General features: G+C 70.9%; 14 protein-coding genes. 9 read left to right on the top strand and 5 right to left on the bottom strand.

Annotation, left to right across the window (positions count from 1 at the left end):
* Window positions 1–87 precede the first annotated feature (87 nt).
* Window positions 88–885, top strand: a complete 798-nt coding sequence (locus tag QHF89_RS16665) for a class II glutamine amidotransferase (RefSeq protein ID WP_136972000.1) — start codon at window positions 88–90, stop codon at window positions 883–885.
* Here QHF89_RS16665 and QHF89_RS16670 read toward each other — a convergent pair.
* Complete coding sequence (locus QHF89_RS16670; protein ID WP_136934187.1) at window positions 882–1,079, bottom strand: hypothetical protein; 198 nt, start codon at window positions 1,077–1,079, stop codon at window positions 882–884. The genes QHF89_RS16665 and QHF89_RS16670 overlap by 4 nt on opposite strands.
* Window positions 1,076–1,423: a hypothetical protein gene (locus QHF89_RS16675; RefSeq protein ID WP_136934188.1), complete on the bottom strand. Its 348-nt coding sequence runs from the start codon at window positions 1,421–1,423 to the stop codon at window positions 1,076–1,078. Before QHF89_RS16675 ends, QHF89_RS16670 begins: the two co-directional genes overlap by 4 nt.
* A 58-nt stretch (window positions 1,424–1,481) precedes the next feature.
* Here QHF89_RS16675 and QHF89_RS16680 point away from each other — a divergent pair, with 58 nt between their 5' ends.
* The 3 genes from QHF89_RS16680 to QHF89_RS16690 are packed head-to-tail and all read left to right on the top strand — an operon-like array spanning window position 1,482 to window position 4,103.
* Window positions 1,482–2,753 carry a glutamate-5-semialdehyde dehydrogenase gene (locus QHF89_RS16680; protein WP_284720578.1) on the top strand — a complete coding sequence of 424 codons (1,272 nt, stop codon included), beginning with the start codon at window positions 1,482–1,484 and terminating at the stop codon, window positions 2,751–2,753.
* 34 nt (window positions 2,754–2,787) lie between these two features.
* Window positions 2,788–3,654 carry a ribosome silencing factor gene (gene rsfS / locus QHF89_RS16685; protein ID WP_284720579.1) on the top strand — a complete coding sequence of 289 codons (867 nt, stop codon included), beginning with the start codon at window positions 2,788–2,790 and terminating at the stop codon, window positions 3,652–3,654.
* 11 nt (window positions 3,655–3,665) lie between these two features.
* Complete coding sequence (locus QHF89_RS16690; protein ID WP_136934189.1) at window positions 3,666–4,103, top strand: 23S rRNA (pseudouridine(1915)-N(3))-methyltransferase RlmH; 438 nt, start codon at window positions 3,666–3,668, stop codon at window positions 4,101–4,103.
* A 13-nt stretch (window positions 4,104–4,116) separates the two neighbouring features.
* Here the strand turns inward: QHF89_RS16690 and tatC are convergent, their stop codons facing one another.
* The 3 genes from tatC to QHF89_RS16705 are packed head-to-tail and all read right to left on the bottom strand — an operon-like array spanning window position 4,117 to window position 6,726.
* Window positions 4,117–4,983: a twin-arginine translocase subunit TatC gene (gene tatC, locus QHF89_RS16695; protein ID WP_136934190.1), complete on the bottom strand. Its 867-nt coding sequence runs from the start codon at window positions 4,981–4,983 to the stop codon at window positions 4,117–4,119.
* Window positions 4,980–5,531 carry a Sec-independent protein translocase protein TatB gene (gene tatB / locus QHF89_RS16700; protein WP_136972001.1) on the bottom strand — a complete coding sequence of 184 codons (552 nt, stop codon included), beginning with the start codon at window positions 5,529–5,531 and terminating at the stop codon, window positions 4,980–4,982. Before tatB ends, tatC begins: the two co-directional genes overlap by 4 nt.
* A gap of 58 nt (window positions 5,532–5,589) precedes the next feature.
* Window positions 5,590–6,726: a radical SAM protein gene (locus tag QHF89_RS16705; protein WP_136972002.1), complete on the bottom strand. Its 1,137-nt coding sequence runs from the start codon at window positions 6,724–6,726 to the stop codon at window positions 5,590–5,592.
* A gap of 87 nt (window positions 6,727–6,813) precedes the next feature.
* Here QHF89_RS16705 and QHF89_RS16710 point away from each other — a divergent pair, with 87 nt between their 5' ends.
* From QHF89_RS16710 to QHF89_RS16730, 5 genes are all read left to right on the top strand, one after another.
* Window positions 6,814–7,707, top strand: a complete 894-nt coding sequence (locus QHF89_RS16710) for a hypothetical protein (protein WP_136972003.1) — start codon at window positions 6,814–6,816, stop codon at window positions 7,705–7,707.
* 87 nt (window positions 7,708–7,794) lie between these two features.
* Complete coding sequence (locus QHF89_RS16715) at window positions 7,795–9,096, top strand: OmpP1/FadL family transporter (protein WP_136972004.1); 1,302 nt, start codon at window positions 7,795–7,797, stop codon at window positions 9,094–9,096.
* Window positions 9,096–10,475, top strand: a complete 1,380-nt coding sequence (locus QHF89_RS16720; RefSeq protein WP_136972005.1) for an OmpP1/FadL family transporter — start codon at window positions 9,096–9,098, stop codon at window positions 10,473–10,475. Before QHF89_RS16715 ends, QHF89_RS16720 begins: the two co-directional genes overlap by 1 nt.
* Window positions 10,476–10,485: 10 nt before the next feature.
* A complete protein-coding gene (locus QHF89_RS16725; RefSeq protein WP_136972006.1) occupies window positions 10,486–11,577 on the top strand; it encodes a glycoside hydrolase family protein in 1,092 nt (363 codons plus the stop codon).
* A gap of 128 nt (window positions 11,578–11,705) precedes the next feature.
* Window positions 11,706–12,905: a serine/threonine-protein kinase gene (locus QHF89_RS16730; protein ID WP_136972007.1), complete on the top strand. Its 1,200-nt coding sequence runs from the start codon at window positions 11,706–11,708 to the stop codon at window positions 12,903–12,905.
* Window positions 12,906–12,913: the final 8 nt, after the last annotated feature.

Consider the following 12,913-nt stretch of genomic DNA (forward strand, 5'->3'; position numbering starts at 1 on the left):
GCAAGACCCCGCCGCGCGCGCCCGTCCGTACCCGTTTCTCCCGTACAATCTGGCCCATCCTCGCACCCTCGGCTATAACCTGCTCCGATGTGTCGCCTCTTCGGTGTTGTTTCGAGGCACGTCGAACCTCACCCCGAGCCGCTCGCCACGGCTCCCAAGAGCCTCGCGGCCCTGTCGCCCGAGCACCCGCATGGCTGGGGGATCGCTGCCCATGACGGGAAAACCTGGGCGATCCACAAGAGCCCGACGTGCGCGCACGCGGACCCGACGTTCCACACGACCGCCTCGAACGCCCGCGGGCGTATCGTCCTCGCCCACGTCCGCAAAGCCACGGTCGGAAAGACCGGCCTCACCAATACCCACCCGTTCCGCCGGGATGCGTGGGTTTTCGCGCACAATGGCACCATCTCGGACGTCGCGTGGCTCGAACGGCGCACCTCGCAATCGCGCAGGAGGGAAATCACGGGGGATACGGATAGCGAGCGGTTGTTCGCGCTCCTGATGACCGCGCTCGACGACGTCGGCGCCACGTACGGGAGCCGGCGCGCGCCAGGCGGCGCGGTCCACCGCGCGATCGCCCGGGTCATCGAGGCCGCGACGGATAGGCCTCGCTTTGGCGCGGTCAATTTTCTATTGAGTGATGGGGACGTGCTTTATGCCCATCGCTTCGGCCGGAGCTTGTACGTCTCGTCCGAGGCGGGCGTCGTCCGCATTGCGTCGGAGGCGCCGCACGAGGGCGCATGGCAGGAGGTCCCCGAGCGATCGCTTCTTTGCATCGAGGGCGGCGTCGCGCCGAGGGTCTCGTCCGTCGAAGCCAAACAAAGGGCTTTCGTGGGACGTCGTCGTCTTGGAGGACGTGGGTTCGAGATTCGGCGCGCCTTCTAAGGCGGCGGAGGCGGATCAGTCGGGGCGGGCGCTTCGGCCGGGGGCGCCTGGTGTCCGGGCAGCTCGAAGCTCCGCGGCGCCTCGTACTCGGGCGGCGGGCCTCCCGGCAGCGGCTTCGGCTTCGGCGGGCTGCTGCAGGCGCCCGCGGCGAGCACGAGGAGCGACGCGAGCGCGGGGACGAACCGGTTGCTCATAGATGGGTCCCCTTCTTCTTGATGTTTTGCGGCGGAGGCGTCGGCGTCGCCGGTCCCTCGTGCTGGTTCACGGGCGGCAGGCCGAACGGGCTCGGGGGCGCGAGCGGGTCGTCGGGGGTACCGTCGATCTTCTGGCGCATTTCGGAGGGTTTGGGGGGAGGCGTCTCCGGGGCCGGGTCGAATTTCGCGCCCTCGGCGCCGGGCGCGCCCATCGGGATCATCGTCGCTGCGGGCGCGGCGCTCGCCGGCCCCTCGTCGTCGTGGGAGCCACAACCGAGCCACGTAGGCAGCCCGAGGGGCAGGAGAAGGAACCAGGCGGGGAGACCGCGCGGGCGAGCCGACACGCGGCCACGCTAGCACGCCCTTGGCCTTGTGCGGGCAGCCGCGTTAGGTTTCGACGCCGTGGAGAGCACCGCAATCCTGACCGAGGAACTCGTCGAGCTCGCAAAGCGCGCCCGAAAGGCCGCGCGTACGCTGTCGACCGCGTCGCGTGAAGCCAAGGATCGCGCGCTCGTCGCCATCGCAGAGGCGCTGCGCGCGCAAGCCGCCGAGGGCTCGCCGCTCCGCGCCGCGAACGCCGAGGACGTCGAGGCCGCGCGCGCGGCCGGCCTCGCCCCCGCGCTCGTTGATCGGCTGATCCTCGACGAACCGCGCATCCTCGGCATCGCGGCGGCCGTCACGCAGATCGCGTCGTTCGAAGATCCGGTGGGCGAGGTGCTCGGCATGAAGCAGCGCCCGAACGGCCTCAGCGTGGGCCAGGTGCGCATCCCGCTCGGCGTGATCGCGATGATCTACGAAGCGCGCCCGAACGTGACCGTGGACTCGGCCGCGCTCTGCTTGAAGAGCGGCAACGCCGTGCTCCTGCGCGGCGGCAAGGAGGCGGCGCGATCGAACGCCGCGCTCGGGGAGCTCGTCCGCGCCGCGGTCACGTCCGCCGGGCTGCCTGCGGATGCCGTGCAGATCGTTCCGCCCAGCGATCGCGAGGGGATCCGGCTGCTCGTCGGGCTCGCGGGGAAGATCGATCTCGTCATCCCGCGCGGCGGCGAGGGGCTCATCCGCTTCGTGACCGAGCACGCCCGCGTGCCGGTGATCCAGCACTACAAGGGGGTTTGTCATCTCTACGTCGACGAGGGCGCCGATCTCAACATGGCGCTCCGGCTCGTGGAGAACGGCAAGCTCAGCCGGCCGGGCGTCTGCAACGCGCTCGAGTGCTTGCTCGTGCACGAGAGCGTGGCGCTCGCGTTCTTGCCGCGGGTCGGGAAGCTCGCGGCGCAGGGGCTCGAGATCCGCGGCGATCAGGCGACACGCGCGGTGATCCCCTCGGCCAAACCCGCGTCGACCGAGGACTACGGGCAGGAGTTCCTCGCCCCGATCCTCGCCATCCGGATCGTCGGCTCGCTCGACGAGGCGCTCGATCACATCGCGCAGTACGGCTCGAACCACACCGAGGCGATCTGCACGCGCAGCTACGAGCGGGCGCAGCGCTTCTCGCGGGCCGTCGACGCGAGCTGCGTGCTCGTCAACGCGTCGACGCGCTTCAACGACGGCGGCGAGCTCGGGCTCGGCGCGGAGATCGGCATCTCGACGACGAAGCTCCATGCGTACGGACCGATGGGGCTCGAGAGCCTCACCGCGAAGAAGTGGATCGTCTTCGGTGAGGGGCAAGTTCGGTAATCGGCCCGGGTCAGAGGCCGGAGTGAGGTAGACGTTGGTAACGAAGAAGCGATCGGACGGCGGGGGCGAGTCGCCCAAGCCGGCTCGCAGCAAGACGGCTGCGACGAAGACGACGACGACGAAGACGAGCAAGACGAGCAAGACGGGCGTGGCGCGCTCGCCTCGTGACGTGGACCCGGGCGAAGCGTCGGGCGAGCGGGACACGCACGTGGCGCCGGCCGTGGTGAAGGCGGCCGTGAAGGCGGGGAAGAAGTCGGCCCGGCCGAAGCTCCGCGCCTCGCACGCGAGCGGGCAGGCGGTGCGCACATCCGCGGCCGCGAAGACGACGAAACGCCCGGGATTGCCGCGTCGCAAAACCGAGGGCGAGCTCCGCGGCAAGGCCGCGCCCGGCGTGAAGAAGGCGCCGCTCGCGGCCCCGAAGCGAGCGGCCGGACGCAAGGCGCCCGTGCCCGAGACGGCCTCGCCGGCGCGGGAGCTCGCGGTCGCGATGGCGGTCGCCGGCCTCGACAAGAAGGCGCTCGGCGTGGAGATCCTCGACGTGCGCGGGCGCGTCGACTACGCGGATTTCCTGGTGCTCATGACGGGCCGGAGTGATCGGCACGTCGGCTCGATCGCGCAGGGGATCGAGGAGGAGCTCGGCAAGAAGAAGATCGCGCCGATCTCGGTCGAGGGCATGTCCGCGGCCACGTGGGTGCTGCTCGACTACGGCGACGTGGTCGTGCACGTCTTCCAGGAGGACGCGCGGCAGCTCTACGACATCGAGGGCCTCTGGATGGACGCGAGCCGCGTCGCCGTGCCCGAAGGCGAGCCGGGCGCGCGTCCCGCCTCGCAGGGCAACCGCGCGCAGGCAGACGCGGGCGAGGGCTTCGGAGACGACGAGGATCGGACCGAGGAAGAGTAGAGCCGGATCGTATGCGTATCGTCGTCGTCGCCGTGGGCCGCGTGAAGGACAAACCGCTCCGCGCGGCTCTCGACGACTACTTCGGCCGCGTGCGCCGGTACATGCCTTGTGACGAGATCGAGCTCGAGGACGCGCCGCCCGCGCGGCTCATCGAGCTCTTCGCGAAGAAGACGGACGGCTCGACGACGATCGCGCTCGAGGTCCTGGGGCGCGCGCTCGACAGCCCCTCGTTCGCCCGGACGATCGAGCGCGCCGGATCCCGCGGCAAGGGCGTGGTCTCGTTCCTGATCGGCGGCGCCGACGGCATCCCCCCGGAGACGTCGCGCGCCGCGCACGACAGGATCAGCCTGTCGACGCTCACGTTCCCGCACAGGCTCGCGCGGCTCGTGCTCGTGGAGCAGATCTACCGCGCGATGACGATCCTGCGCGGCGAGCCGTACGCCCACTGAACGAGGCGTTTTCCTAGGCCGTCTTCGTCTTCTCTTTGCTCTTCCGATACGCCTCGCGCTGGGCCTCCGTCGGCTTCTTGCCGAAGATGAACGCGAGTCCGATCGAGAGCACGTAGAGGACGAGCATCGGCACGGCCATCACGATCTGGCTCGTGATGTCGGGCGGCGTGACGACGGCGGCGATGATGAACGCGATCAGGACGAACCAGCGTCCGAATCGGATGAGCTGCAAGTAATTGACGATGCCCGCGAGCGAGAGGAACAGGATGAGCAGCGGGATCTCGAAGACGATGCCGAACGCGAGCAGCATCCGGGTCACGAAGTCGATGTACTCGCCCATCATGATGGTGGGCGTGATCGTCACGCCCTGGCCGCCGCCGACGGTGCCGGCGAGGCCGAGGAAGTAGTTGAACGTGATGGGGAAGGCGACACGCCAGCCGAAGTAACAGCCGCCCACGAAGAGCCCCGACGCCGAGAGCACGAAGGGGATCACGAAGCGTTTTTCGCGCGCGTAGAGCCCGGGCGCGATGAAGGACCAGAGCTGGTAGAAGAGGATCGGCGCGCTGAGCACGATCGAGCCGAGCAGCGAGAGCTGGAAGTACCCGATGAACGCGGCCTGAGGCGACTCGAAGTGCAAGGTCGCCTGGTTCGGCAAGCCCTGCGCCGTCCACGCGCCCTTGAACGGCCGCGAGATGATGTCGAGCAGGGGATCGCGGTACTCCCAGGTGAGCACGCAGCAGATGAGGAAGGCGACGAAGCAGTAGACGAGGCGCTTGCGCAGCTCGTCGAGGTGCTCCCAGAACGTCATGGGAGCGCCTTCTTCCTCCTCGATCGGAGCGGACGCCGCGTCCTTGACCGCCTTCGCCTTGGAATCACTCATGACGCCGCGCTCGGCTCCTTCGTGACGACCCGGCTCGTCGGATCGTCGGTCGCCACGGCACCCAGCGGGTGGTGGGCGAGGGGCTCGGGCCCGCCGAACGCTCCCTCTCCTCCGTATGGGGCCGCGTCGTCGGGCAACGCGTCGTAGGCGTCGCAGCCGACCTGCGGATACTCGCGCTCGCGCAAGATGACGACCGGCTCTTCGTCGGGCGCCGGCGCGCTCGCCGCCGCGGCCGCCACGGTCGCGGCCGCGGCCACGGTGGAGGTCGTGGCGGCCTTGGCGGCGGGGGACGGAACGGCGAGTTTCTCCAGGCCGTCGAGCACGTTCACGTTCGAGAGCGCGCGGATCTCCTGGATGCTTCGGTCGATGCCCTCTTCGCGGAGGAGCGTGTCGATGCCGCTCTGCGCCCGGAGGTCGGTGCTCATGCGGCGGATGCGCGTCACCCACTGCCCGGCCGTCCGCATCATGCTCGGCAGGTGCCGCGGGCCCACCACCACGATGGCCACGAGCACGACCACGACCATCTCGCCGAAGCTCAATCCGAACACGCGAGCAAGCTAGCGCGCCGTGGGTTCGGAATCCACCGGGAGACGTCGTCCCTCTGGGTCAATGCTCGGGGGCTTCGCTCGGTCGAGCCGAGCTACGCCCTCGAACCCCCCGCTCCAGCGGCCGCGCGAGCTGACCACACGCCGCCCCCACGTCGCCGCCGCCCGAATACCGCACGATCGTGCCCACCCCGCGCCCGAGCAGCACCGCGCGGAAGGCTTCGAGCCGCGTCGAAGGCTGAAACGGATCGGGCGTGGTGCCGTCGGCGATCGCGTTGTAAGGGATCAAGCTGAGCCGGGGCCTCTGCCCGTGCGCCGCGGCGAAGGCGAGGCAGAGATCCGCGAGCGCCGCGGCATCCTCGTCCGCGTCGTTTTGCCCGGCGAGCAGCGTGTACGCGAACATCGGCGATCGCCCTGTCGCCCGCGCGTGCTCGCCCGCGGCCGCGAGCACCTCTTCGAGCGGGTGCGCGCCTTCGATGGGCATGAGCGCGCGCCGCCGCCCCGGCCGCGCTGAGCCGAGCGAGACCCCGAGCCGCACCGCAGGGACCTCCCGGAGGAGCGTGCGGATCCCGGTGGGCAAGCCCGACGTGCACACCGTGATGTTGCGCATGTCGATGGCGAGCGCGCTCGGCTCGCTCATGACGCGGATCGCGTGAATCACGCGCTCGATGTTCGCCATCGGCTCGCCCATGCCCTGGAAGAGCACGCCGTGCACGCGAGGGCGGATCCCGGCGGCGGCGAGGTTTGTCGGGGGGTCGTGCGCGAGCTCCTCGCGCACGCGCCGCACCTGCTCGACGATCTCCCACGCCTCGAGGTTGCGCCCGAGGCCCATGCGACCCGTCGCGCAGAACGCGCACGCGAGCGCGCAGCCGACCTGCGAGGACACGCAGACCGAGAAGCGACCCGGGTGCTCGAGGGGGATGCGCACGGTCTCGATGACGGCCCCGTCGGGCAGGCGGAAGGCGTACTTGACGAACGGATCGATCGCGCTCGCGGCGCGGGTCTCGATCTGGATCGTGGGGACGTGCCCGGCGGCGCGGGCGGCGTCGAGCGCGGCGCGCCGGATCGTCGCGGGCGAGCGCGCGGGCAAACCCCCCGTCCGGTGCACGGTCGAGACGATCCGACGCGCGTCCGTCACGTCGATGTTGCAAACGCGGGCGAGCTCGTCGGGGAGAAGGGCCTGGAGGGCGAGGGGCACGGCGGCATCGTTCTAGTCGAGCGGGACCCCGGACGCACTCGTCTCGTTCCTCCCCATCTTCCGCGGATCCTGCTACCCTGCCTCTCGATGATGGATCCGAAGCGCGATGGTCCCTCGATGATGCTCGCGCCGTCCGCCCGGGGGGGAGCCGCGCTCTCGTTCCCGCCGGCCGATCCACCCCGCAAGTTCCCCCCGGTCGATCAGCACGTCGTCGCCCCCGAGACGACGCGCGACGAGATGATACGCGGCCGGAAGATCATCGCCCAGCCTGCGCTCGAGCCCCATGGTGATGCGCACGCGAACCTCGGCGCCGTGATCCGCTTGCATGTCTGCGAAGGCTATCGCGCCTCGATCGACCTGCTCACGCGTGTCTCGGAGGGCTCGAATTTCGCCACGGATTTGTCGATCCGGCGGGACGGCACGGATCCCGCGACAGGGAGGCGGCACCTCGAAGAGGTCTCGTTCGAGATCGTGAACGAGCAGGCGCCGGGCGTGGTGCGCGAGAAGGCCGAGGACCTCATCGAGCGCGGCGTCCGCCGCGTGTTCGCGATCCAGGTGAAGCGCGGCGAGATCTGCGAGTGGTCGCGCGAGAAGGCCGCGTTCGTGCCGCTCGACCTCGACGGGAGGATCGAAGACCCCTGCTTCATACGGCCGATCCGGGTGCGCGCGTTGCTCGACGGCGCGGTCGCGGAGCGCGAGGCCGCGCGGGCCCTCGAGCGCAAGGGCAACCCCGAGATCCTGGCGATCAAGCAAGACGCGGAAGAGAAAGGCCGCGAAGAGGGGCGCGAAGAAGGCCGCCGCGAGATGCTCCTCGAAGTCCTGCGCGAGCGCTTCGGCGAGATCCCGGAGGCCATGCTGGCGCGTGTCGCGACCGCGAGCGGCGCGACCTTGTCCCGATGGGCGAAGCGCTCCTACGCCGCGAGCTCGCTCGACGATGTGTTCGTCGAGGTCCAGGAAGACAGCGGCCCCGTTCGTCGCTGAGCCTCGATCCGTCCCGCGCGTTGCTGCGCGTCTCGGGCTCCGCTCCCCCTTCCTTCCGGCCCTGCATGCGTCTACCGTCGCGCTCGCATGGCTCGCCGCCGCGCCCTCTTGCTCGCCGTCGCCTCGGCCGCCCTCGCGGCGCTGCCGGCCGGCGACGCGTGGAGCTCCCCCGAGGACGTGTACGGCTTCGGCCCGCGCTCCATGGCGATGGGCGGCACCGGCGCCGCGCTCGGCCGCGGCTTCGAGGCCGTCTGGAGCAACCCCGCGCTCCTCAGCCTCGAACATCGACGCGAGCTCACGATCGGCCTGCTCGGCTCGGTCTTCGACCTCCGCGCGCCCGAGCGCCTGAACTACGACAACCTCGCGGGTGGCTTCATCGGCGCCGTCTTGCCCGTGCCGTTCGCCGGCGTCCTGAAGGACCGCATCACCATCGGCCTCGGCTTCTTCACGCCCTTCGATCTCATCGTCCGCGGCCGCATCCTCTACCCCGAGACCAAGCAGTTCCCCCTCGCGGATCGCACGGCCTCCGTCGCGGTCCAGGTCGGCCTCGGCGTCGACATCGGGTACGGCGTGCGGATCGGCGGCGGCTTCGCGGCGCTCGCGGCGCTCACCGGCTCCGTCCTCGTCGCCACCGACGCCTCCGGCCGCATCGGCACCGTCGTCGAAGACACGCTCGTCGCGAGTTACGGCCCCATCCTCGGCGCAAGCTACGAGCGCGGCGCCTACCGCGTCGGCCTCACCTACCGCGGCGAGCTCGTCGGGCGCTTCAACGTCGTCATCGAGGTGAAGGATCTCGGCCAGATCGTCGTGCCTCCGCTCAACATCTCCGGCCTCGCGCAGTACGATCCCGCGCAGATCGCGCTCGAAGTCGCGCGCGTCCGTGGCCCTTGGCGCGTCACCGCGGGCGCGACGTACAAGCGCTGGTCGGCCTACCCCGGCCCGGCCGAGGCCACCGTCCGTTGCCCGGAGATCGACCCGTCCACGGGCGCACCGCCCACGGAGCCTTGTGGCGCCCTCACGCCCACGCCGCTCGGGTACACGGACACGATCGTCCCGCGCCTCGGCGTCGAGCGGGTCCTCTCGCCGAAGGCGTCCGTCTCGATGATGCTCCGCGCCGGCTACTTCCTCGAAATCTCGCCCTCGCCGCCGCAGACGGCCGCCGCGAACATCTACGACAACACGCGCAGCGTCTTTGGCCTCGGCTACGGGCTCGAGCTCGCCGCGCCCTTCCCGAACCTGCGCTTCGATCTCGCCGGGCAGGTGCAGGTCCTCCATCCTCGCGCGAACGACAAGGCCGCGGACGTGCCCGCGCAGAACCCCGGCGCGCCTTCCGTGCGCACGAGCGGCGTCGTCGTCGCCGGCGCCGCCACCGTGGGGGTCGGGTTCTGATGTCGAACCAAGCGCGCTCGCTCCTGCCCGCGCTCGCCGTAGCGTGGCTCCTCGCCGCGCCGGAAGCTCGGGCCAGCGCTCCCGGGACATACGGCATGGGCTCTCGCACCGGCGCGCTCGCCGGGGCCGTCACCGCCGACGCCGCGGACTTCTCGGGCTGCTTCTACAACCCCGCCGGCCTCGTCTCCGCGCCTGGCCTCGAGCTCTCGCTCGGCTACCTCTACGCGGACAACCGCCTCCGCATCAACGGCAAGGACAACGACGTCGCCGACGTCCACGGCCTCATGGCGGGCATCGTCGCCCCGGGCAAGATCCTCTCGCTCCCGTTCGCGTTCGGCATCGCCACGTACATCCCCGACAACGGCCTCTCCCGCATCCGCGCCCTCCGCCAGGAGACGCCGCGCTGGGAGCTCTACAACGACCGGCCCACCATCCTCTTCCTTTCGGTCCACCTCGCCGTCCGGCCGCTCCCGTGGCTCGAAATCGGCGGCGGCCTCGCCTTCCTCGCCGCTACGCGCGGCCGCTTCGGCATCCGCGGCGAGGCCGACGTCCTCAAGCCTTACGACTCGCAGCTCTCCCACGAAGTCGACGCCGATCTCACCTCGATCCGGTACCCCATCGCCGGCGCCCGCGTCAAACTCGGCAGCCTCGGCTATCTCGGCGTCGCCTACCGCGGACAAACCAAGCTCGACCTCGCGCTCCAGGCGAACCTCGAGGGCATCGTCGACTTCGCCGGCGTCGACGTCCCGCTCCGCTACGCCCTCGAGACGCGCACGCTCGACGCCTTCCAGCCGCAGCAGGTCGTCCTCGGTTTGTCCTTCCAGGCCGTGCCCCGCCTCCGCGCGAACTTCGATCTCGGCTGGGTGAACTGGTCGGCCTACGAGAGCCCGACCCCCCAGACCTCCGCCCACCTCGAAGCCGAGCCTCCGCCCGGCGTCGGCGTCGAGTTGCCCGAGGATCCCAAGCCTGTCGTGATCGTCCCGCCCGCGTTCCAGGACCGCTTCGTCCCGCGCCTCGGCGTCGAGTACGTCCTCGCGTTCGGCGCCGAGCGGCGCGTCTCGGGGCGCCCTGGGCCCGCCAAGGCCGTCGAGATCCCCTTGCGCGCCGGGTACGCCTACGAGCGCTCGCCCGTGCCGCCGCAGGAGGGCCCGACGAACTTCGTCGACGCCGATCGGCACACGATCTCCCTCGGCGCGGGCGTCGTCCTCAACGCGCCGTTCTCCGTCCTCCGCGGCGCGCTCCGCCTCGACACGCACGTGGCCTTCTCCGTGCTGCCCGAGCGCGTCACGCAGAAGGCGAACCCGGCCGACTTCGTGGGAGATTACCGGGCCGACGGCACCATGATCGCGGGCGGCGCCACGCTCACCGCCTCGTTCTGAGGGCAAGACGATGCGCACGCGACACGCTGGTTCGTTCCTCCTCGCCCTCGCGCTCCTGTCCGGCTGCGCCACGCTCGCCGACACCGAGACCGGCGGGGAGAACCTGCCGAACGCCGCCGCGGGCCCGTTCCGCGCCCTGCGCGTGGGCGAGCTCGGCAACCTCCGCTCCGCCCCGAATGCCCTCGAAGACGACGAGACGTTCCCGCGGGATCCCGCGGTCCTCGACGTCGACGGCGATCCCGTGACGCCCGCCGTCTTCGGCTACTTCTCCATGACCCCCGAGGTGCCGGGGCAGGACCCCGATCCCGCGGCCCCGCCCGGCGCCATCGTGCGTCACGGCGCCGAGGATGGCCGCTCCTTCGACCGCATGCCTCTCGTCGTGCTCACGCCCGAGGAGCCCTGGGAAGGCGGCACCGTCGGCGCGCCGTCGGTCGTCCGCGTGGACGGCGAGGTCTTCCTGTATTACGCCGCGGCCGGCGGCATCGGGCTTGCGCGGAGCCCGGACGGCGCCGTCTTCACGCGCGTCCAAGGGCCCGTCTTCGGCCCCGACGCGGCTGGCTGGGAGGCCGGCGCCGTGCCACGGAGCCCGGGCGTCGTCGTGCTCGACGACGGCTCGCTTCGGCTTTTTTACGAGGTCCCGGGGCCTGGCGACGCTGCGCGCATCGGCGAGGCGCGCTCCAACGACGGCATCACCTGGACCCGTGTCGGCGACGGCCCCGCGCTCGCGCCCGCGCCGGCCGGGGAGGGGGCCGAGCCGCCCTACGACGGCGCCTGGGTCGGCGCGCCCGCGCCCGTGCTCGTCCGGTCGACTGAGGGCCGCTCCATTCTGCGCGTCTACCATGCCGCCCGGGACACCCTCGGAAAGGCCGTCGTGGGCCTCGCCGCGCGTTTTGATCCGGCCAGCGCCGCGCCCCTCCAGCGCGCCGTGAGCCCTGTGTTCGGCAGCGGCAGCTCGCTCGGCCCGCACGAGCCCTGCGCCCTGGTGCGGCCTGGCTACACATTGCTGTTCACAACGCAGCGCGCGGGCCGCACGAAGAGCGCCAATTATCCGGCGGTGGCTGCGGGCGTGGCGCCCGCCGATGTGATCTTGCCAGCTCCTTGAAACCGACCCTTCCCGGGCGCGCTTCTTTACTTTGGTCCCGCTGCGTGATGTAACGTCGAGTCGAGTGAGAGAGCCCTCTCCGCGCGCCGGCACGCCCGGCGTCTCGGGGACCGCGCCACGGAAGCGAGATGTTGGAAGGAGACCAGATCACTCCCAAGATGCGGCTCGCGAGGCACCTCGGGCAGGAGGGCAAATCCCAGGTGTGGGTCGCCGAGCACGTGGGCCTCGGCAAGGACGTCGCCGTCAAGCTCATGGGTCGCGCGTTGTCGCGCAACTCCTCGCCTCTCCACCGCTTTCAGCGCGAGGCGGACGTCGCCGCGCGGCAGATCAAGAGCCCGCACGTCGCGCAGATCCTCGAGCACGGCCTGACGCGCACCGGCATGCCCTACCTCGTGATGGAGCTGCTCGAAGGAGAAGACCTCGGCAGCCGCATCACGAGGACCGGCCCGATGGCGCCGAAGGACGCCGCGCGCCTCATCTCGCAGCTCGCGAAGGGCCTCGGCAAGGCGCATCTCCTCGGCCTCGTCCACCGGAACCTGAAGCCCGGCAACGTCTTCCTCACCGAACCCGAGGGCGGTGACTTCGAGGCGAAGGTCCTGGACCTCGGCCTCTCGGTCCGCGCGGGCATCTCCTCGATGGGCCGGACCACGAGCGACGCGACACACATGATCTCGCCCGAGTTCATGAGCCCGGAGCAGATTTTCGGCCAGAAGGACGTTGATTTCCGCGCCGACCTCTGGACCCTCGCGGTCCTCGCCTATTACACGCTCAGCGGACGCGCCCCCTTCAGCGGGCAGAACCTCGAGAGCTTCGGCAACGCCATCGAAGAAGGCCGATTCGAGCCGATCACCACGCTCGTGCCCGGCCTCCCCCCTTCGATCGACTCCTTCTTCGCCAAGGCCCTCCAGCGGGACCCCACGGCGCGTTACTCGGCGGCCAAGGATGTCGCCGACGAGTTCGAGCGCGCCCTCGGCATCGAGTACGAGGAGCGCACGAGCCGCACCTCGTTCCCGCTCGTCGCGCGCAGCTCGTCGCCGGGATCACGGCCGTTCGGACCGGCAACCACCACGGGCTCGATGCGCCGGCCGAAGCTCGCCTCGCTCAAGGAGATCTCCGATCGCATCCCGGCCGAGGTCCGCGACGCGGCCCTGCGCCCGCCGGAGGTCCTGCCCGTCACGGTCACGCCGGAAGAACCTCGCAAGAGCTCGGCGCTCGTGATCGTCGTGCTCGCCCTCCTCGGCATCGGGACGATCGTGGCCGGGTTGTCGCTCCTCTCGGGCGACAGCACGCCGCCCCCGAAGACGGCGCCGACGGCGCCCCGCCGCTGACCGGCGGA

The sequence above is a fragment of the Polyangium sorediatum genome (assembly GCF_029946465.1).
Lineage (GTDB): Bacteria > Myxococcota_A > Polyangia > Polyangiales > Polyangiaceae > Polyangium > Polyangium fumosum.

Coding starts and splice junctions, on each gene's coding strand:
- QHF89_RS16665 (WP_136972000.1), top strand. CDS start 88: ATGTGTCGCCTCTTCGGTGTTGTTTCGAGGCACGTCGAACCTCACCCC.
- QHF89_RS16670 (WP_136934187.1), bottom strand. CDS start 1,079: ATGAGCAACCGGTTCGTCCCCGCGCTCGCGTCGCTCCTCGTGCTCGCC.
- QHF89_RS16690 (WP_136934189.1), top strand. CDS start 3,666: ATGCGTATCGTCGTCGTCGCCGTGGGCCGCGTGAAGGACAAACCGCTC.
- tatC (WP_136934190.1), bottom strand. CDS start 4,983: ATGAGTGATTCCAAGGCGAAGGCGGTCAAGGACGCGGCGTCCGCTCCG.
- QHF89_RS16710 (WP_136972003.1), top strand. CDS start 6,814: ATGATGGATCCGAAGCGCGATGGTCCCTCGATGATGCTCGCGCCGTCC.
- QHF89_RS16715 (WP_136972004.1), top strand. CDS start 7,795: ATGGCTCGCCGCCGCGCCCTCTTGCTCGCCGTCGCCTCGGCCGCCCTC.
- QHF89_RS16720 (WP_136972005.1), top strand. CDS start 9,096: ATGTCGAACCAAGCGCGCTCGCTCCTGCCCGCGCTCGCCGTAGCGTGG.
- QHF89_RS16725 (WP_136972006.1), top strand. CDS start 10,486: ATGCGCACGCGACACGCTGGTTCGTTCCTCCTCGCCCTCGCGCTCCTG.
- QHF89_RS16730 (WP_136972007.1), top strand. CDS start 11,706: ATGTTGGAAGGAGACCAGATCACTCCCAAGATGCGGCTCGCGAGGCAC.